The sequence below is a fragment of the Pseudomonas sp. MSSRFD41 genome, from assembly GCF_014230245.1.
In the GTDB taxonomy this organism is placed as follows: Bacteria; Pseudomonadota; Gammaproteobacteria; order Pseudomonadales; family Pseudomonadaceae; genus Aquipseudomonas; species Aquipseudomonas piscis.
This window is the reverse complement of the sequence record NZ_JACKZK010000015.1, coordinates 131,722-149,521: the sequence shown is the minus strand read 5'-3', so window position 1 is coordinate 149,521 and position 17,800 is coordinate 131,722. Positions and strand designations below refer to the sequence as shown.

General features: G+C 64.7%; 16 protein-coding genes and 1 pseudogene. 9 read left to right on the top strand and 8 right to left on the bottom strand.

Annotated elements, in window-relative coordinates; translation table 11 throughout:
* The first annotated feature begins 62 nt into the window (after positions 1 to 62).
* Positions 63 to 1,379, top strand: a complete 1,317-nt coding sequence (locus H7A76_RS21785) for an MFS transporter (protein WP_185700410.1) — start codon at positions 63 to 65, stop codon at positions 1,377 to 1,379.
* 15 nt (positions 1,380 to 1,394) lie between these two features.
* Here the strand turns inward: H7A76_RS21785 and H7A76_RS21780 are convergent, their stop codons facing one another.
* Positions 1,395 to 1,814: a lysozyme inhibitor LprI family protein gene (locus H7A76_RS21780; RefSeq protein ID WP_185700409.1), complete on the bottom strand. Its 420-nt coding sequence runs from the start codon at positions 1,812 to 1,814 to the stop codon at positions 1,395 to 1,397.
* Positions 1,815 to 2,022: 208 nt separating this feature from the next.
* Between H7A76_RS21780 and H7A76_RS21775 the strand changes: the two genes are divergently transcribed.
* Positions 2,023 to 2,919 (top strand): cation diffusion facilitator family transporter, encoded by an 897-nt coding sequence (locus tag H7A76_RS21775; protein WP_185700408.1) that lies wholly within the window; start codon positions 2,023 to 2,025, stop codon positions 2,917 to 2,919.
* 9 nt (positions 2,920 to 2,928) lie between these two features.
* Here H7A76_RS21775 and H7A76_RS21770 read toward each other — a convergent pair whose 3' ends face one another.
* Entirely contained in the window at positions 2,929 to 3,603 is a 675-nt protein-coding gene (locus H7A76_RS21770) for a heavy metal response regulator transcription factor (protein ID WP_053132105.1), read from the bottom strand.
* A 382-nt stretch (positions 3,604 to 3,985) separates the two neighbouring features.
* Between H7A76_RS21770 and H7A76_RS21765 the strand changes: the two genes are divergently transcribed.
* From H7A76_RS21765 to H7A76_RS21755, 3 genes are all read left to right on the top strand, one after another.
* Positions 3,986 to 5,254, top strand: coding sequence for a TolC family protein (locus H7A76_RS21765; protein ID WP_185700407.1), 1,269 nt, complete (start codon positions 3,986 to 3,988; stop codon positions 5,252 to 5,254).
* A 199-nt stretch (positions 5,255 to 5,453) separates the two neighbouring features.
* Complete coding sequence (locus H7A76_RS21760; protein ID WP_185700406.1) at positions 5,454 to 6,668, top strand: efflux RND transporter periplasmic adaptor subunit; 1,215 nt, start codon at positions 5,454 to 5,456, stop codon at positions 6,666 to 6,668.
* A 27-nt stretch (positions 6,669 to 6,695) separates the two neighbouring features.
* Positions 6,696 to 9,830: a CusA/CzcA family heavy metal efflux RND transporter gene (locus H7A76_RS21755; protein WP_185700405.1), complete on the top strand. Its 3,135-nt coding sequence runs from the start codon at positions 6,696 to 6,698 to the stop codon at positions 9,828 to 9,830.
* Positions 9,831 to 10,136: 306 nt separating this feature from the next.
* Here the strand turns inward: H7A76_RS21755 and H7A76_RS21750 are convergent, their stop codons facing one another.
* Both H7A76_RS21750 and H7A76_RS21745 read right to left on the bottom strand, forming a co-directional pair.
* Positions 10,137 to 10,343, bottom strand: coding sequence for a hypothetical protein (locus H7A76_RS21750; RefSeq protein WP_185700404.1), 207 nt, complete (start codon positions 10,341 to 10,343; stop codon positions 10,137 to 10,139).
* A 175-nt stretch (positions 10,344 to 10,518) separates the two neighbouring features.
* Positions 10,519 to 11,847: an OprD family porin gene (locus H7A76_RS21745; RefSeq protein WP_185700403.1), complete on the bottom strand. Its 1,329-nt coding sequence runs from the start codon at positions 11,845 to 11,847 to the stop codon at positions 10,519 to 10,521.
* Between the two features lie 328 nt (positions 11,848 to 12,175).
* Here H7A76_RS21745 and H7A76_RS21740 point away from each other — a divergent pair, with 328 nt between their 5' ends.
* Positions 12,176 to 12,508, top strand: coding sequence for a DUF2790 domain-containing protein (locus H7A76_RS21740; protein ID WP_185700402.1), 333 nt, complete (start codon positions 12,176 to 12,178; stop codon positions 12,506 to 12,508).
* Positions 12,509 to 12,583: 75 nt separating this feature from the next.
* On the opposite strand, the gene H7A76_RS21735 is transcribed toward H7A76_RS21740, so the two are convergent.
* Positions 12,584 to 13,078, bottom strand: coding sequence for a RidA family protein (locus H7A76_RS21735; RefSeq protein WP_185700401.1), 495 nt, complete (start codon positions 13,076 to 13,078; stop codon positions 12,584 to 12,586).
* Between the two features lie 167 nt (positions 13,079 to 13,245).
* Here H7A76_RS21735 and H7A76_RS32865 point away from each other — a divergent pair.
* Both H7A76_RS32865 and H7A76_RS32860 read left to right on the top strand, forming a co-directional pair.
* Positions 13,246 to 14,016: pseudogene (locus H7A76_RS32865) on the top strand (PAS domain-containing protein); the annotation flags it as partial.
* Complete coding sequence (locus H7A76_RS32860; RefSeq protein WP_409519201.1) at positions 14,005 to 14,610, top strand: methyl-accepting chemotaxis protein; 606 nt, start codon at positions 14,005 to 14,007, stop codon at positions 14,608 to 14,610. The pseudogene H7A76_RS32865 and the gene H7A76_RS32860, both read left to right, overlap by 12 nt.
* A gap of 48 nt (positions 14,611 to 14,658) precedes the next feature.
* On the opposite strand, the gene H7A76_RS21725 is transcribed toward H7A76_RS32860, so the two are convergent.
* The 3 genes from H7A76_RS21725 to H7A76_RS21715 form a co-directional block, all read right to left on the bottom strand.
* On the bottom strand, positions 14,659 to 15,186 hold the full coding sequence (locus H7A76_RS21725; RefSeq protein WP_185700399.1) for a GNAT family N-acetyltransferase: 528 nt from the start codon (positions 15,184 to 15,186) through the stop codon (positions 14,659 to 14,661).
* 70 nt (positions 15,187 to 15,256) lie between these two features.
* Complete coding sequence (locus tag H7A76_RS21720; RefSeq protein ID WP_185700398.1) at positions 15,257 to 16,162, bottom strand: LysR family transcriptional regulator; 906 nt, start codon at positions 16,160 to 16,162, stop codon at positions 15,257 to 15,259.
* 90 nt (positions 16,163 to 16,252) lie between these two features.
* Positions 16,253 to 17,026, bottom strand: coding sequence for an SDR family oxidoreductase (locus tag H7A76_RS21715; RefSeq protein WP_185700397.1), 774 nt, complete (start codon positions 17,024 to 17,026; stop codon positions 16,253 to 16,255).
* Between the two features lie 162 nt (positions 17,027 to 17,188).
* Here H7A76_RS21715 and H7A76_RS21710 point away from each other — a divergent pair, with 162 nt between their 5' ends.
* Positions 17,189 to 17,794 (top strand): flavin reductase family protein, encoded by a 606-nt coding sequence (locus H7A76_RS21710; RefSeq protein WP_185700396.1) that lies wholly within the window; start codon positions 17,189 to 17,191, stop codon positions 17,792 to 17,794.
* The last annotated feature ends 6 nt before the right edge of the window (positions 17,795 to 17,800 follow it).

Here is a 17,800-nt window from a genome sequence, read left to right as displayed (position 1 = left end):
TGTTCCCCGGGACTTTTGCGTAGACCATGGCGCCCTTGTCTTGTGCCACCCGAGTTGCCCTCATGACCCTTGCCAGCGAATCGACGGCGCGTTTTTCCCGCGCTGACTACAGGACCCTGGGCCTGGCCGCCCTGGGCGGGGCCCTGGAAATCTACGACTTCATCATCTTCGTATTCTTCGCCCTGACCCTCAGCCAGCTGTTCTTCCCACCGGAAATGCCCGAGTGGCTGCGGCTGTTGCAGAGCTTCGGGATCTTTGTCACCGGTTACCTGGCCAGGCCCCTGGGCGGCATCCTCATGGCCCACTTCGCCGACCGCCTGGGGCGCAAGAAGGTCTTCAGCCTGAGCATCCTGATGATGGCGCTGCCATGCCTGCTGATCGGCAGCATGCCCACCTATGCCCAGATCGGTTATTTCGCCCCGTTGCTGCTGCTGGCGCTGCGGGTCCTGCAAGGCGCCGCGGTAGGGGGGGAGGTGCCCAGTGCGTGGGTGTTCGTCGCCGAGCATGCTCCCCGGGCCCATCGCGGTTATGCCTTGGGTTTTCTCCAGGCCGGGCTGACCTTCGGCTATCTGCTGGGGGCGTTGACCGCGACCCTCCTGGCCCAGGTCTTCAGCCCCGAGGAAATCCTCGACCACGCCTGGCGCTATCCCTTCCTGCTCGGCGGGGTATTCGGCGTGATCGGCGTCTGGTTGCGTCGCTGGCTGGGCGAGACCCCGGTGTTCATGGCCCTGCAGCAACAACGCGAGAACGCCAGCGAACTGCCCCTGCGCACGGTGCTGCGCGAACACCGCCTGGCGATCCTGCCGGCGCTGATCCTCACTTGCGTGCTGACCTCGGCGGTGGTGGTGTTCGTGGTCATCACCCCGACCATGATGCAGAAGAGCTTCGGCATGAGCGCCAGCCACACCTTCGCCCTGAGCAGCCTGGGCATCGTCTGCCTCAACCTCGGCTGTGTCCTGGCGGGCCTGCTCGTCGACCGCCTGGGGGCCTGGCGCACGGTAATGTTCTACAGCCTGCTGCTGCCCCTGGGGATCGCCGTGCTCTACGGCTGCCTGATCAACGGTGGCGCCTGGATCGGCCTGGCCTATGCCATCGCCGGCCTGGGGTGTGGCGTGGTGGGGGCGGTGCCGTCGGTGATGGTCGGGCTGTTCCCGGCACGGATCCGCGTCTCGGGAATTTCCTTCACCTACAACATCGCCTATGCCCTGTGGGCCAGCGTCACTCCGTTGCTGCTGATCGCCCTGATGCCCTGGAGCCCTTGGGTCTGCGTGATCTTCTGTGCGGTGATGGGGGCGATCGGGGCGGCCAGTGCCGGGTATTTCGGCACCCGGGTCGGCGAGGCCCGCGGGGCCCGGGTCCAAGAAGCCGGCTGCTGTTGAGCTGGCGGCCTGGCCTCAGTCGACCAGCAACCGGTCCAGGTAGTGGCTGCGCTCGTTGCTCAGGCGGGTCACACAGCGGTTGATCAAGGTGGTGTGGGCCGGTTTGCCCGGCTCCACGTCGACTGCCTCCAGCACGCAGGTGCTGTCGCGGTACTTGATCCAGGCGCGCTGGGCGTTCTTCAGCTTGCCCAGGTACTCCTGCTCCTGGAGCAGGTTGCCGGGATAGTGCTGGTGGACCCGCTCCAGCAGTGCCTGGTAGCTCTGGTTGAGGGCGCTGTCGGCCCGCTCCTTGTCTTGCTGGGCACAGCGATCGACCTGCTGGTCGTGTTCGATGCGCGCGCAGTCCAGCGCTGCGGCCGGTGCTGGTAGCCAAGCGCCGCCGGCGCCGAGCAGCAGGGCGGTGGCCAGAGCGAAAATCCGGGGCTGGCGAAGCATGGCGATCCCTTGGGCGAAGAATGAAGCGCGCATTCTACAGGGCCGCGGCCGGCACAAAAGCGACATGAACGCGCGGGCCGCAAGGGGCCCTGGGTGCGCGGGATAACCGGCGGATAACAGCCCGATGACAATTCGCCCGGCCGAGCCTGCCCGGCGCTCGACCGGACTATCATCAGGCTGACGTTTCCACCACACCGCAGGAGGCTCCATGGGCGCAGGACACAGTCACGGACAGGTACGGGCCGGGCACGAACGCAAATTGTGGATGGCCCTGGGGCTGACCGGCAGCTTCATGATCGCCGAGGTCATCGGCGCTTTCGTCACCGGTAGCCTGGCGCTGCTGTCAGACGCTGCGCACATGCTCACCGATACCCTGGCGCTGGGGATTTCCCTGGTGGCGATCCAGGTCGCCAAACGCCCGGCGGACCGCAAGCGCACCTTCGGCTACGCGCGCTTCGAAATCCTCGCCGCGGCCTTCAACGCCCTGCTGCTGTTCGTGGTGGCCTTCTACATCCTGTTCGAGGCCTGGCAACGCTTGCAGGCACCGCCCCAGATCCAGTCCACGGCAATGCTGGTGATCGCGCTGCTGGGGCTGATCGTCAACCTGGTCTCCATGAGCCTGCTGGCCTCCGGCAGCAGCCAGAGCCTCAACGTCAAGGGCGCCTATCTGGAGGTCTGGAGCGACATGCTCGGCTCGCTGGGGGTGATCGTCGCCGCACTGGTGATCATGTACACCGGCTGGGGCTGGGTCGATTCGCTGGTGGCCGCGGCCATCGGCCTGTGGGTGCTGCCACGGACCTGGACCCTGCTCCGGGAAAGTACCAACGTGCTGCTGCAGGGTGTGCCCGAAGGCATCGATATCGATCAGGTGGAGCAGGGCATTCGCGCGGTGCCCGGGGTCGGCGATGTGCACGACCTGCATATCTGGGCCCTGACCAGCGGCAAGAATGTGCTCAGCGCGCATCTGGTGGCCCAGTTGGACAGCCGTGACGAGCAGGCGATCCTGGCCGAGGTCAGCGAGCTGGTGCAGGAGCGCTTCGAGATCGCCCACGTCACCTTGCAGGTGGAGCAGTCAGGCTTTCACGAACAGGCGCACCAGCACTGAGGGTGCCCTTCAGTCGCGCTCCTCGAGCACATAGCCGACACCGCGCAAGGTATGGATCAGCTTGCGCTCGAAGGGATCGTCGATCTTGGCCCGCAAGCGGCGGATCGAGACCTCCACCACATTGGTGTCGCAGTCGAAGTTCATGTCCCAGACGAAGGAGATGATCTGGGTCCGCGACAGCACCACGCCGCTCTGGCGCATCAGCAGGTGCAACAGGGCGAACTCCTTGGTGGTCAGGTCGATGCGCTGCTTGCCGCGAAAGGCCCGGTGTCGGCCCTGGTCCAGCTCCAGGTCGGCGACCCGCAGTACATCCGGTACAGGCGACTGTTCGCTGCGGCGCATCAGGGTACGGACCCTGGCCAGCAGTTCGGGAAAGGCGAATGGCTTGACCAGGTAGTCATCGGCGCCCAGGTCCAGGCCACGGATCTTGTCCGCCAGCCGGCCCTGGGCGCTGAGCATCATGACCCGGGTGTTGCTGAACTGGCGGATCTGGTCCAGCACGCCCCAGCCGTCGATCTGCGGCAGATTGACGTCCAGGATCACCAGGTCGTAGGCGTGCTGGCGAGTCAGGTACAGGCCATCGGCGCCGCTGTTGGCGCAGTCCACGATATAACCACTTTCCGTCAATCCCTGTTGCAGGTAATCGGCAGTCTTGAGTTCGTCTTCGATAACCAGGATACGCATGTTGAGGGAATTCTCTGCAAGTGAGGTTGGTAGTCGACAAACACTGGAAAGTTATTATTCAAGTTATGGACAAGTTGTCGTTCGTAAGTTTTTAAGTTGCTTGTTGAACTTCTCTTCTTGAGCTTAAAAGCGCCGTGGGCCTTGGCTTTTTTGACGGGATCTTAATACAGAAGCCCGGGCCGGAAACCTTGATTACAGATTTGTAATTTTTGCGCCACCCTGCTGATAAGGACCGAAAGTTAAAGTTGGCCGATCTTGAATATTTCCCTGTCGCCAAGTACAGCGGTGTAGTTCATATCGGTCGAATAACCCTTTTATATGTACCGGTATATACCGCCGTGCCCGCGCCAGGACTTCGTTTCTGCAAGGGTCGGAACCTGTTATGCCGAATTTCCCGAGAATCTGCGCCCGGGCCGCAAGGGGCTGGCGCATGGCTTTATTACTGGTCCTGGCGGGGCAAGCCGCGAATGCCGCCGGGCAACCGGTGTTGAGCCTGGACAGCGCCCTGGCCAAGGCTTTTGCCCACAATCCGGAACTGGCCGCTGCGAGCTGGGAGATCGATATCGCCCAGGGCGCCCGCCAGCAGGCCGGGCTGATTCCCAACCCGGTGCTATCCACGGATATCGAGAACACCAAGCGCGGACAGGGCACCACCTCGGTCAAGCTCACCCAGACCCTGGAACTGGGCGGCAAGCGCGGCGCGCGGGTGGAGGTGGCCAGCCAGGGCCAGAGGCTCGCGGACCTGGAACTGGATCGGCGGCGCAACCAGTTGCGCGCCGATGTACTGGATGCCTATTACGCAGCGCTGCGGGCCCAGGAGCGCACGCAACTGGCCGCGCGCTCCCTGGCCCTGGCCGAGCGTGGCCTGGCGGTGGCCCAGGGGCGGGTCGGTGCCGGCAAGGCATCGCCGGTGGAGGCCACCCGGGCCCAGGTGCAACTGGCGGAGATCCGCCTGGAACTCAACCGTGGCCAGTTGGAGCAGGACAACGCCTACCGGCAGCTGGCCAGGGTCACCGGGAGCGGCAGTGCGGACTTTTCCGCGGTGCAGGAGCCGTCCGGGGCCGTCGCCGCGCCGCCGGCGCCAGCGCAGCTGCTGAACCGCTTGCCCCAGACCGCGGAGCTGCGCCTGGCGGAGCAGGAGATCGCCCAGCGCGAGGCGTCCCTGGACCTGGAAAAGGCCCAGCGCATTCCCGACCTGGACATCAGCATCGGCAGCCAGTACGACGCCAGCAAGAACGAAGACGGCGGCAAGAACGAACGGATCAACCTGGTCGGCCTGTCGATGCCGTTGCCGTTGTTCAACCGTAACCAGGGCAACGTGCTCTCCGCCGCGCGCCGTGCCGACCAGGCCCGGGACCTGCGCAACGCCACTGAACTGCGCTTGCGTACCGAGACTCGCCAGGCCCTGGAGCAATGGGAAACCGCCCGGCGCGAAGTGCAGTCGTTCAACCAGACCATCCTGCCCGCCGCGCAGAGCGCGGTGGACAGTGCCACCCGTGGCTTCGAGATGGGCAAGTTCAGCTTTCTCGAGGTACTCGATGCCCAGCGCACATTGATCGGCGCCCGTAACCAGTACCTGGTGGCGGTGGCGCAAAGCACGGATGCCTGGGTGCGGATCGAACGTATCTACGGCGACCTCAGCCGCTGGTGAAACCCTGGCTGCGGGGCCTCGCGTACTTCGCCCTGTTGCTGCTCAGCGACTGCGGCCGGGTGCCCCCGGCCAGCAGCGACGAGCCCCCCCGGCACTGGTGCGTGCACGAACTGCACCGGGCCCTGGGGAAGTTTTTCTTTCCCTCTACTTCGTAAGGCCGCGCCCGCGCCGCCGACCCTCGACATTTTCAGGAGCATCCATGGACAAAAAACGCAGCCTTGTTGTGGCCATAGCGGCGGTGGCCGGCCTGGGGCTGGCGGCTTCGTTGTTGCCTGGCCTGTTCAACCGACAGCCCCCGGCCACGGGCCAGCCTCCAGCGACCACGACACCCGCCGGGCATACCGAGCCAGGACACGGCGAAGAGGGCCATGGGGAAGAGGGGCACGAAGGCCTGGTGGAGCTCAATGCCCAGCAGATCACCGCAGCCGGGATCGAGCTGGCCGAGGCCGGCCCGCGGCGCCTGGATCGCCTGCTCAGCCTGCCGGGGGAGATCCGTTTCGACGAGGACCGCACCTCGCATGTCGTGCCGCGCGCGGCCGGAGTGGTGGAGTCGGTACAGGCCAACCTCGGCCAGTCGGTCAAGCGTGGCGACCTGCTGGCGGTGATTGCCAGCCAGCAGGTTTCCGACCAGCGCAGCGAACTGGCGGCGGCCGGCCGGCGGGTGGAACTGGCCCGTACCACCTTCGAGCGTGAGCGTCAGCTGTGGGTCGACCAGATCTCCGCCGAGCAGGACTACCTGTTGGCGCGGCAGGCGCTGCAAGAGGCCGAGATCGCCCTGGGCAACGCCCGGCAGAAGATGGCGGCGCTCAGCGGCAGTGCCCAGTTGGCGGGGGGCAACCGTTATGAAATGCGTGCGCCGTTCGATGGCGTGGTGGTGGAGAAGCACCTCAGCGTCGGCGAAGTGGTGGGCGAGACCACGGCGGCCTTCACCCTGTCCGACCTGTCCCGGGTCTGGGCGACCTTCGGCGTATTTCCCAAGGACCTGGACAAGGTCCGGGTCGGCCAGTCGGTGAATGTCATCTCCAGCGAACTGAACACCCAGGTCCGCGGGCAGGTGGCCTATGTCGGCAACCTGCTGGGAGAGCAGACCCGCACCGCCACGGTCCGGGTGACCCTGGCCAACCCCAGTGAGACCTGGCGTCCGGGCTTGTTCGTGGCGGTCGAGGTGGCCACCACGGCCGTCGAGGTGCCGGTCAGCGTGCCCCAGGAGGCGATCCAGACCGTGGAAGACCGGCCTTCGGTGTTCGTGCGCGTGGCCGAGGGTTTCCAGGCGACGCCCGTGGTGCTCGGGGCCAGCCAGGATGGCTTCGTGGAAGTCCGCGAAGGCCTGGCCGCCGGCGTCCAGGTCGCCACGCGCGGCAGCTTCACCCTCAAGTCCGAACTGGGCAAGGGTTCGGCCGAGCACAGCCACTGAACAGGCCCCAGCGGAGAGTGACTATCCATGTTTGAACGCATCATTCAATTCGCCATCGAGCAGCGCATCATCGTCCTGCTGGGGGTACTGCTGATGGCCGGTATCGGTATCGCCAGCTACCAGAAACTGCCGATCGACGCCGTCCCCGACATCACCAACGTCCAGGTGCAGATCAACTCCGCGGCGCCGGGCTTCTCGCCGCTGGAGACCGAGCAGCGCATCACCTTTCCCATCGAGACTGCCATGGCCGGCTTGCCCGGCTTGCAGCAGACCCGCTCGCTGTCGCGTTCGGGCCTGTCCCAGGTGACGGTGATCTTCAAGGACGGCACCGATATCTTCTTCGCCCGGCAACTGGTCAACGAGCGTTTGCAGGTGGCTCGCGAGCAACTGCCCGAAGGGGTGGAAGCGCAGATGGGGCCGATTTCCACCGGGCTGGGAGAAATCTTCCTGTGGACCGTGGAGACCGAGGAAGGTGCACGCAAGGAAGACGGCACGCCCTACACCCCCACCGACCTGCGGGTGATCCAGGACTGGATCATCAAGCCACAACTGCGCAACGTTCCCGGGGTGGCCGAGATCAACACCATCGGCGGCTTCGCCAAGGAGTACCAGATCGCTCCGGACCCCAAGCGCCTGGCGGCCCATCGCCTGACCCTCACCGACCTGGTGACAGCCCTGGAGCGCAACAATGCCAACGTCGGCGCGGGCTACATCGAGCGCAGCGGCGAACAGTTGCTGATCCGTGCCCCGGGGCAACTGGCCTCCATCGACGACATCGCCAACATCGTCATCAGCAGCAGCGACGGCACGCCGATCCGCGTGCGCAACGTGGCCCAGGTGGAAATCGGCCGTGAGCTGCGCACTGGCGCGGCCACCGAAAATGGCCGTGAGGTGGTGCTGGGCACGGTGTTCATGCTGATCGGCGAAAACAGCCGCGCGGTGTCCCAGGCGGTGGCCAAGCGGCTCGAGGACATCAACCGCACACTGCCCGAGGGCGTGGTGGCGGTCACCGTGTACGACCGCACCAACCTGGTGGAGAAAGCCATCGCCACGGTGAAGAAGAACCTCTTCGAGGGCGCACTGCTGGTGATCGTCATACTGTTCCTGTTTCTGGGCAACATCCGCGCGGCGTTGATCACCGCCCTGGTGATCCCGCTGTCGATGCTGTTCACCTTCACCGGCATGTTCAGCAACAAGGTCAGCGCCAACCTGATGAGCCTCGGCGCCCTGGACTTCGGGATCATCGTCGACGGGGCGGTGGTGATCGTCGAAAACGCCATCCGCCGGCTGGCCCATGCCCAGCAGCACCACGGGCGCATGCTGACCCGCTCGGAGCGCCTGCACGAAGTCTTTGCCGCAGCCAAGGAGGCCCGGCGCCCACTGATCTACGGCCAGCTGATCATCATGGTGGTGTACCTGCCGATCTTCGCCCTCACTGGCGTGTCGGGGAAGATGTTCCACCCCATGGCGTTCACGGTGGTCATGGCCCTCCTGGGGGCGATGATCCTCTCGGTGACGTTCGTCCCGGCGGCCATTGCGCTGTTCGTCACCGGCAAGGTCCAGGAGAAGGAGAACCTGGTGATGCGCAACGCCAAGCGTGGTTATGCACCGGTGCTGGACTGGGTGATGCAGCGGCGCGGGCTGACCTTCGCCCTGGCCGGTGCGGTCCTGGTGGGCAGCGGCTTGCTGGCCAGCCGCATGGGCAGCGAGTTCGTCCCCAGCCTCAGCGAAGGCGACCTGGCCCTGCAGGCCCTGCGGGTGCCGGGTACCAGCCTTTCGCAATCGGTGGACATGCAGCAGCGCCTGGAGAAGACCCTGCTGGCCCAGGTGCCGGAAGTGCAGCGGGTGTTCGCCCGCACCGGCACCGCGGAGATCGCCTCGGACCCGATGCCGCCGAACATTTCCGACAGCTATGTGATGCTCAAGCCCAAGGCCCAGTGGCCGGACCCGGGCAAGTCCCGGGAAGCGCTGATCGCCGATATCCAGCGCGCCAGCGCCCTGGTGCCGGGCAATGCCTATGAGTTGTCGCAGCCGATCCAGTTGCGTTTCAACGAACTGATTTCCGGGGTGCGCAGCGATGTGGCGGTCAAGGTCTTCGGCGACGACATGGCGGTGCTGAACAAGACCGCCAACGAGATCGCCAGCGCCTTGCAGGGCCTGGCGGGCGCCTCGGAGGTCAAGGTGGAACAGACTACCGGGCTGCCGGTGCTGACCATCAATATCGACCGTGACAAAGCCGCGCGCTATGGCCTTAACGTCGGTGATGTGCAAGACACCATCGCGGTGGCCGTGGGCGGGCGCCAAGCCGGGATCCTGTATGAGGGCGATCGGCGCTTCGACATGGTGGTGCGCCTGTCCGACCGGTTGCGTACCGATATCGAGGGCTTGTCACGGCTGCTGATCCCGATCCCGGCGACGGCCGGCAGCGTCAACGGGCAGATCGGCTTCATCGCCCTGTCCGAGGTGGCCAGCCTCGACCTGGTCCTGGGGCCCAACCAGGTCAGTCGGGAAAACGGCAAGCGCCTGGTGATCGTCAGCGCCAACGTGCGCGGTCGGGATATCGGCTCCTTCGTCGAGGAGGCCACGACCCTGATCGCCGACAAGGTGAAGGTCCCGGCGGGCTACTGGACCACCTGGGGCGGTCAGTTCGAACAGTTGCAGGAGGCGTCCCAGCGCCTGCGGGTGGTGGTGCCGGTGGCCCTGCTGCTGGTGTTCGGCCTGCTGTTCATGATGTTCAACAACCTCAAGGATGGGCTGCTGGTGTTCACCGGTATCCCGTTCGCCTTGACGGGCGGGATCATGGCCTTGTGGCTGCGGGATATCCCGTTGTCGATCTCGGCGGGGGTCGGTTTCATCGCCCTGTCGGGGGTGGCGGTGCTCAACGGGCTGGTGATGATTGCCTTCATCCGCAACCTGCGGGAGGAGGGGCGGTCGCTGCCCATGGCCATCCGCGAGGGCGCCCTGACCCGCTTGCGCCCGGTACTGATGACGGCGCTGGTGGCGTCCCTGGGCTTCGTGCCCATGGCCCTGGCCACCGGCACCGGCGCCGAGGTGCAACGACCCCTGGCCACGGTGGTGATCGGCGGCATCCTGTCCTCCACCATCCTCACCCTGCTGGTACTGCCCGCGCTGTACCAGTGGGCCCACCGCCGGGAAGAGTGATGCCTGTGTGATCGCTCCCGGGAGTGGCTTCGTTTAGCCGCTGCCGCAGGCTGCGCATGGACGCGCAGCGGCCGCAACATAAGGTTGCCCGGTCGATCGCCGAAGGCCCTGCGAGCCTTGTCGCAGCCTTGCGTTGCTCGGCAGCGACTACAGGTTTGCGGGGCTCGCGATCGATGGTGTCGCCATGAAGGCAGGGTGAGAGGAAGGCAAAAAAAGCGCCCCGAGGGGCGCTGAAGATTCATCTCTTTCCAAAGGAGCATCATGAAAACGCTTCAAGAGATGAATGTGCTCTGTGGACCAACGCCGTCAAATATCTTCGCCAGCCTTGCTGGGCGTGGAAGGGGCGTCGGTGGTGGCGGTCTCCGTTTCCCGACCGGATTTGCCGTGTATCTGTTCCTGGCTGGCCAGGAAGGCTGTGCGGGCTTGTTGTGAGCGTTCGCTGCCATCGGCGGCCCACGTGGTGGAGCAGGTGGCGGCCAGAAGACCGGTCAGTAATAGCTGGGTTGGGCGCATGCTCTCTCTCCTGGCAGGCCGGTCGCTGGTAGGAACACAGCGGATCCAAGTATGTCCGGGAGTATATGGAGGCCAACCTAACGAGAAGGTGAGGCCGATATTACAGTTCTGAAAGCCAAGCGTCTGTGAAGAAGTTTTAACACCGGGCAGGCTGCGACCTGCCCGGCCAGGGCCATCAGAGCAGTGCCAGGGGGTATTCGACGATCAGCCGGAATTCCTCCAGGTCCGACTCGAACCGGCTGGAGCGGACGGTAGCCTGGCGGATACGCAGCGACAGATCCTTGAGCTGCCCGCTCTGGAACACATACTTGGCTTCGATGTCGCGTTCCCAGCGACGCTGGCCGGTCAGTGGAGCGCCTGCCGAGTCGCGTTGCATGTACTGCGCGTTGGCCTGGCTATAGTCGGCGCCCCGGCCGCGTCCATAGCGGGCCATGAAGCTCAGGCCGGGGACGCCCAGGGTCTGCATGTCCAGGTCATAGCGCACCATCCACGAGCGTTCCTTGGGCGCGTTGAAGTCGCTGTACTGGATCGAGTGGTCGAGGACGATCGAGTCCGACTGGCGCAGGTAGTCGAAGGGGTTGTTGCCGTTGTTGCGTTGGTGGGACAAGGCCAGGGTGTGGGCACCGAAGGTGGCGCCGACCTTGGCGCTCCAGATGTTGTTGTTCAGCTCGCCCAGCTCCTTGCGGCCTTCGTCCACCACGTTGTAGTAGTTGAAGGCGCCCAGCAACGTGAGGTCCCGGGACAGCGGGTACTTGCCCGAGAGGCCTAAGTAGCGCTGGTCCCAGACTTCCTTGAGGCGGCTGCCGTAGAGGCTGATACCGAGGTTGGGATTGACCTGGTAGTCGCCACCGAAGTAGCCGACCCAGGGAGAGTCCACCTTGCCCTTGTAGAAAGTGACGAACCCCTCGCGCAGGCTGCTCTGGTTGGTAGAGCCCACGCCATGCATGCGCCCGGCCTGCAGTTTCAGGTCGTCGAGGCTGGTGTTTTCCAGGGTGAAGCCACGAAAGCTCTGGGGCAGTGCCCGGGAGTCGCCGTATTGCAACACCGGGGTTGCCGGGAACACGTCGCCGACCTTGACCACGGTGTCCAGGGCCCGCAGTTTCACGGCCCCCCCCGCCTTGCCATAGCTGTCGGCCGGTTCGTTCCGGCCGTTCACCGGCAACATGCCGAACGATCCCTTGCCACCACTGCGTCCTGTTCCGGAGTCGAGCTTGAAAGCGTGCATGACGAAGGCATCGAGACCGAAACCCACGGTGCCCTGGGTGAAGCCCGATTCGAACTTGCCGATCAGGCTTTGGGTCCAGGCTTCGGAATAGCCATTGCCGGTGGGGCTGGACTGGCCCTTGCGGTCATCACGATTGAAATAGAAGTTGCGCAGCAGCAGGTTGAGCTGGCTGCCTTCGATAAAGCCTTCGGGACGTTCCTCGGCAGCTACCGCCGCCATAGGACCGAGCCCCAGTGCCGCCGTGAGTGCGGACAGGGACAGAAGAGGGTTGATACGCATGGGAGGGCGCTCCTGAGTATGCAGCTATCGGTTTTTATATCGCCGCAGGCGTTCTTATTGGTTTGGCCGCCGGGGCATCGTCGTGCCCGGAGCCGTTGTCGATAGTTGCAAACCGCAGATAACGACGGGGTGACCCGACCATTACAATTGCGCAAGAAAGGAGGGAGCGAGAGATCGCCCGGATGAGCTGTAGCCCTGCTGGGCCGAGCGTTGCCTGAGACTCGCCGGAGGCCGGAGAGGCGCCTTACAGATAAGTAATGCACACGCGATCATTCTGACAGGGTCGGTTTTTTATCCTCGTAGCTGTCAACCGAACGAGGAGATTGTCATGAAACCACTCAACTTGAGCATCGCCGCGATGCTGTTCGCCATCTCTTCCCTGGCGTTGGCCGAAGGTGGCGGCGATCGCACTTTTGCCCGGGCCATGGAGCAAAACGAGAAGGCCATGGCGAGCTACGCGACGAAGCAGGGCAAGGCCGCGCCAGTGGTACAGAGCTATCGCTATGGCATGAAGCTGGACATCGCCAAGGTGGTCAGCATCACCCCGCCGATCAAGTCCTGCGAGGTGGTGCCTTCGCGCATGACCTATGAGGACTCCACGGGCCAGCTCATGACCATCGAGTACCAGATCATGGGCCAGTGCCGTAATAATGGCAGTTGATCCATGGATGGCCACTGCCCGCCTGCCGCTGCGCTGGTCGGGTCCGAAGTGGTTGCCCGGCCAGCGTGCTGCCCTTCAGTCCTGGTGCGATCCGGGATGCAGGGCGACGATCATGTCGATCTCCACCGCAGCGTTCTTCGGCAACTGGTAGACCCCCACCGAAGTCCTGGTGTGCACGCCGGCCTCGGCGAATACCGAATAGAGAATGTCCGAAGCGCCGTCCGCCACTTCGCTTTGCTGGGTGAAGTCCGCCGCGCTCTGGACGTAGACGTTGAGCCGCAGGATGCGCTTGATCCGCCCAAGGTCGCCGAGCATCTGCTCGAGGATGGCCAGGGCCCGCAAGGTACAGATCCGCGCGGCGTGCTGGCCCTGCTCCAGTGAGGTTTCGGCGCCGACCCGGCCTACCACCATCACCCTGTTGTCGACCCGTGGGATCTGCCCGCTGACATAGACTTCGTCGCCGTTCTGTACCGCCGGCACGTAGTTGCCGCCAATGCGCATCTCGCCTTCGAAACTGTGGCCGACCCGTTCGGCCGCCTGGAGGAAAAGAGCCTTGCGTGATGCATCCATGATCCAACTCCGTTGATCGCCAGTGAATTTCGCGAGATCGCACTATACCCGTTGCCGGGGGACGCACAATCCCCGGCTAAAGCCCCGTTTTATGGGGCCCGGGCGCCCATTGAATTATTTTTGTCGGACAACTTCAGGCGGCTATTAAGAAATGTATTTCAGGGCCGATGTTAGGCTCAACGCAGCCTATTTTTCAGTCCCCCCGGTGCATCCCCATGTTCAATAAACGCTTTAAGCAAGAGTTGGCGACTCTTCGAGAAGAACTGTCGAGCCTTCAGCAAGTGAAGGAAAGCCTTGAAAGCGAGATGCTCGTGATCACCTTGGACGCCGATGGACGGATTCAATCGGTCAATCACAACTTCGCCCAGGAGATGCTCTACAAGAGCGGCGACCTGGTGGGACGTCCTCTGGAAGACATCGTCCCGGCCCACGTCAAGCAGGATGAATTCCATCTGCGCTTCAAGAACACCCTGACCCGGGGCGAACACTTTGCCGGAGCCGTGCGCCTGCTGCGCGGCAATGGCCAGGAAGCCTGGTTGCGTTCTATCTCCCAGCCAGTGCGCGATTCCGAGGGACGGATCAAGTACTTCGCGATTTTCTCCAGCGACCTGACCCGCACCATCGAGGCATCCCGCGAGCACGAGAACCTGATCGGCGCCCTGGTGCGTTCCACCGCAGTGATCGAGTTCGACCTCAACGGCAACGTCCTGAGCGCCAACGAGCGTTTCCTGTCGAGCATGGGCTACAGCCTGGCGCAGATCCAGGGCAAGCATCACCGCATCTTCTGCGAGCCCGAGGAGTACAACAGCCCGGCCTACCAGGAGTTCTGGCGGCGCTTGAACTCCGGTGAGTTCATCGCCGAGCGCTTCAAGCGAGTCGACGCCCATGGCCGGGTGGTCTGGCTGGAGGCCTCCTACAACCCGGTGATGGACGCCAACAACAAACTCTACAAGGTGGTGAAGTTCGCCACCGTGATCACCGACCAGGTGAACCAGGAACTGGCGGTGGCCGAGGCAGCGAGCATCGCCTACAACACCTCGTTGCAAACCGACAGCAGCGCCCAGCGCGGCACCGCGGTGGTCACCGAGGCGGTGACGGTGATGCAGGAGCTGGCCAAGCACATGCAGGATGCCGGTAACGGTATCGAGGCCCTGAGCGAGCAATCCCTGGTGATCGCCAGCATCGTCAAGACCATCAGCGGCATCGCCGAGCAGACCAACCTGCTGGCGCTCAACGCCGCCATCGAGGCGGCGCGGGCCGGTGAGCAGGGCCGAGGGTTCGCGGTGGTGGCCGACGAAGTCCGGCAGCTGGCTTCGCGCACCAGCAACGCTACCGACGAGATCGTCGGCGTGGTGCGCCAGAACCAGGACATGGCCCGTGCCGCGGTGGAGCTGATGGTCGAGGGCAAGCAACGGGCCGAGCAGGGCCTGGCCCTGGCGGCGGAAGCGGGCACGGTGATCGTCGAGATCCAGGACGGTGCCCAGAAGGTGGTCAGCGCGGTGGGGCAGTTCGCCAACCAGTTGTCGACCTGAGTCGCCTTTCGCCAGGGGCGCTCGTCCGTGTGGCGGGCGCTTGCCAGGTCAGCCCAGCTGCGGAGAGTGACATTCGTAGTGCAAGCGATCGAACCACTGCCCGTGCAACTGGAAGCTGCGGCGTGAATGGCCGTAGCGGGAAAAGCCGGACGCTTCGAGTACGCGTACCGAACCGATGTTCTCTGGCCGGGCGTTGGCCTCGAGGCGGCTCAGGCCCAGCTCGCCGAACGCCCGTTGCAGTACCTGGGCGACCGCCGCCCTGGCGATCCCGCGCCCGATGAAGCGTTCACCCACCCGATAACCCAGCTCGGCGCAATTGAAGTAGGGCCGCTGCACCCGGTGCAAGTTGACCCGCCCCACCAGCAAGCCGTCCTGGCGAATCAGGAACTGGTAGCCACGGTCCGCCTCGGCTTCTTGCCGCGCCTGGACGATCGCCTCGGCGACGCCCTCGCGGCAGTAGTAGCCGGGCGGCCTGGCGTTGATCGAGGCTTCGAAGAACGCGCGGTTCTGCTCTTCGAAGGCCAGCAGGTCGTCCAGGTCGTCGAGCTGTGGAGCAGCGATCCGCAGGTGTGCCATGGTCCGGGTACCTCCTTCCTCTGGGGGCGCTTTCATCTCATGATTCGCCGCCCTCGGGCAAGCCTGGCGCTCATGGCTCCAGGTGCGGGCGAATCAGCTCGGCGAACCATTCGATGAACACATTGAGGCGGCGCGAGCGATGGCGCCGGTCGGGATACAGCGCGCAGATATCCATCGGTGCCACTGGTAGCCCGTGCAGCACTTGCACCAGCTCGCCACGGTCCAGCAGGTGCTGTACATCGAAGCGCGGTACCTGGATCAGGCCCAGCCCCTGGCGGCAGCAGGCGATGTAGTTTTCCACGTTGTTGACGATCACCCGGCTGGGCAGGCTCATCAGGTGCTCGCGGCCTTCGAGCAGGTATTCCCAGGGTTGCTCGCGACCGGTGTCCGGTGAGGCATAACCGATCATCCACTGGCCGTGCTGCAGGTCCTGGGGGCCGTGGGGTTCACCATGGGCGGCGAGGTAGGCGGGGCTGGCGCAGTTGATCAACCCCAGCTGGCCCAGGGGACGGGCGACCAGGCTGCTGTCGGCCAGGCTGCCGACGCGGATCGCGCAATCGACGCCTTCCTGCACCAGGTCGATGCTGCGATCGCAAGCGCCCAGGGCCAGTTGCAAGCCGGGGTATTGAGCCAGCCACTGCGGCAGGGCGGGCACGATCAGGCGCCGGGCGATGCGGCTGGGCACATCGATGTTCAGGCGACCGCTGACATCCACCTGGCGATGCTGGAACAGCTGGTTGAGCTCCGCCGCGTCGGCCAGCAGGCGCCGTGCCCGCTCTAGCAGGATGGCGCCGTCGGCGGTCAGTTGCACCTGGCGGGTGGTACGGTGCAGCAGCCTTGTGCCGAGGCCGGTCTCCAACTGCTGCACCGCCGAGGACACCGTGGCCCTGGGCAACTCCAGGACATGGGCGGCCTTGATGAAGCTGCCCATGTCGGCCACCTGGATGAACACCCGGTACTGCTCAAGTTTATCCATCGTCGCAACTGTCCTGGTTCGCGGGCATGCCTGGGGGGAATGGACCGTGGCGCCGGTCCGGCAGGCCAATGTACCCCTTGGACGCGAGGATTACTTGGTGGTGTAGCCGCCGTTGATCAGTAAGGTCTGGCCGGTGATCCACCAGCCCTCGGTCACCAGGTGGCGGATGAAGGGCACCACGTCCTCGATGTCGGTCAGGCCGGTCTTGCTCGACGGCGACAGCGCCGCGGCGCTCTTGTGATAGGCAACGGCATCGGCGCCTTCGGCCGGGTAGAAGAACGGCGTGTCCATCGGCCCCGGACCCACGGCAGTGACCGATATGCCCCGGGCGCCGAACTCCTTGGCCGCCGCCCGGGTGAAGTGCTCCACCGGCGCCTTGGCGCCGCCATAGGCGGCATAGAACGGCGTGAACGCACCCAGCAACGAAGTCACCAGGGTCACCAATTTGCCATTGTCCTCCAGGTGCTTGCCGGCCTCCTTGATGAAGAAGAATGCGCTCTTGGCATTGACCGCGAACATCTGGTCGTACTCCTCTTCACTGATCTCGACGATGGGTTTCTTCAGCACCTTGCCCACGGTGTTGATGGCGATATCGATCTTGCCGAAGCGTGCCTTGACCTCGTCGAACAGGCGCTCCACGGCACCGGCGCGGGTCAGGTCGGCCTGCCAGGCCTGGGCCTCGACTCCCAGCTCCTGGAGGGCGGCCAGGGTCGTCCGGGCATCGGCGGCGCTGGCATCGCTGTTGTAGTGCACGGCCACGGCCCGGGCGCCGTGGCGGGCGAGGTCACGAGCGATCAGGCCGCCGAGGTTCTTCACGCCGCCGGCGATCAGCACGACTTTGTCGTTCAGGGAATGGTCAGCCATGGTGCGCATCCTTCAAGTAGTGAAATGAAGGATGAGTCTAGTCTCCGGGGCATTGTGGATAAGCCGCCGAGCGCTGGACGGATAATCCAGGAAATCCTTCCAATCGACCCATCTGCACCGCCAGGGAGTGGCGCTACAATCGCTTTTTTTCAGGAGCCTGCCATGCCCGCATTTCGTCGTTCGGTCCCCCTGGACAAGGCCTATCGTCTGCTCAATCACGGTCCCACCGTGCTGGTCAGCGCCGCCCATGAAGGGCAGCGCAACCTCATGGCCGCCGCCTGGGCCATGCCCCTGGATTTCCAACCGCCGAAGGTCGCGGTGGTGCTCGACAAGACCACCTGGACCCGGCAACTGCTGGAGGCCTCCGGCAGCTTCGTGCTCAACGTGCCCTGCGTGGAGCAGGTCGACATCACCCAGAGCCTGGGCAACAGCTCCGGGCTGGAACTGCACCAGGGCGGTCGCGACAAATTCAGCGCCTACGGCCTGGCCACCTTCGCCGGCCAGGCCCTTGCCGCGCCGTTGCTGGAAGGTTGCGTGGCCTGGCTGGAGTGCCGGTTGCTGCCCGAGCCCCACAACCACCAGCAATACGATTTGTTCCTCGGCGAAGTGATTGCCGCCCAGGCCGACTCGCGGGTGTTCAGCGAGGGGCGTTGGCATTTCGACGGCCATGACCGGCTGCGCACCTTGCACCATGTGGCCGGTGGGCATTTCCTGACCATTGGCCAGGGTATCGACGGGCGCCAGTTGCCCTTGGCCGGCGAGGCCTGAACAGGA

What these genes read in the sequence shown, in the direction of transcription:
- H7A76_RS21785 (WP_185700410.1), top strand. Translation starts at nt 63, where the DNA reads ATGACCCTTGCCAGCGAATCGACGGCGCGTTTTTCCCGCGCTGACTAC.
- H7A76_RS21780 (WP_185700409.1), bottom strand. Translation starts at nt 1,814, where the DNA reads ATGCTTCGCCAGCCCCGGATTTTCGCTCTGGCCACCGCCCTGCTGCTC.
- H7A76_RS21775 (WP_185700408.1), top strand. Translation starts at nt 2,023, where the DNA reads ATGGGCGCAGGACACAGTCACGGACAGGTACGGGCCGGGCACGAACGC.
- H7A76_RS21770 (WP_053132105.1), bottom strand. Translation starts at nt 3,603, where the DNA reads ATGCGTATCCTGGTTATCGAAGACGAACTCAAGACTGCCGATTACCTG.
- H7A76_RS21765 (WP_185700407.1), top strand. Translation starts at nt 3,986, where the DNA reads ATGCCGAATTTCCCGAGAATCTGCGCCCGGGCCGCAAGGGGCTGGCGC.
- H7A76_RS21760 (WP_185700406.1), top strand. Translation starts at nt 5,454, where the DNA reads ATGGACAAAAAACGCAGCCTTGTTGTGGCCATAGCGGCGGTGGCCGGC.
- H7A76_RS21755 (WP_185700405.1), top strand. Translation starts at nt 6,696, where the DNA reads ATGTTTGAACGCATCATTCAATTCGCCATCGAGCAGCGCATCATCGTC.
- H7A76_RS21750 (WP_185700404.1), bottom strand. Translation starts at nt 10,343, where the DNA reads ATGCGCCCAACCCAGCTATTACTGACCGGTCTTCTGGCCGCCACCTGC.
- H7A76_RS21745 (WP_185700403.1), bottom strand. Translation starts at nt 11,847, where the DNA reads ATGCGTATCAACCCTCTTCTGTCCCTGTCCGCACTCACGGCGGCACTG.
- H7A76_RS21740 (WP_185700402.1), top strand. Translation starts at nt 12,176, where the DNA reads ATGAAACCACTCAACTTGAGCATCGCCGCGATGCTGTTCGCCATCTCT.
- H7A76_RS21735 (WP_185700401.1), bottom strand. Translation starts at nt 13,078, where the DNA reads ATGGATGCATCACGCAAGGCTCTTTTCCTCCAGGCGGCCGAACGGGTC.
- H7A76_RS32860 (WP_409519201.1), top strand. Translation starts at nt 14,005, where the DNA reads ATGGACGCCAACAACAAACTCTACAAGGTGGTGAAGTTCGCCACCGTG.
- H7A76_RS21725 (WP_185700399.1), bottom strand. Translation starts at nt 15,186, where the DNA reads ATGGCACACCTGCGGATCGCTGCTCCACAGCTCGACGACCTGGACGAC.
- H7A76_RS21720 (WP_185700398.1), bottom strand. Translation starts at nt 16,162, where the DNA reads ATGGATAAACTTGAGCAGTACCGGGTGTTCATCCAGGTGGCCGACATG.
- H7A76_RS21715 (WP_185700397.1), bottom strand. Translation starts at nt 17,026, where the DNA reads ATGGCTGACCATTCCCTGAACGACAAAGTCGTGCTGATCGCCGGCGGC.
- H7A76_RS21710 (WP_185700396.1), top strand. Translation starts at nt 17,189, where the DNA reads ATGCCCGCATTTCGTCGTTCGGTCCCCCTGGACAAGGCCTATCGTCTG.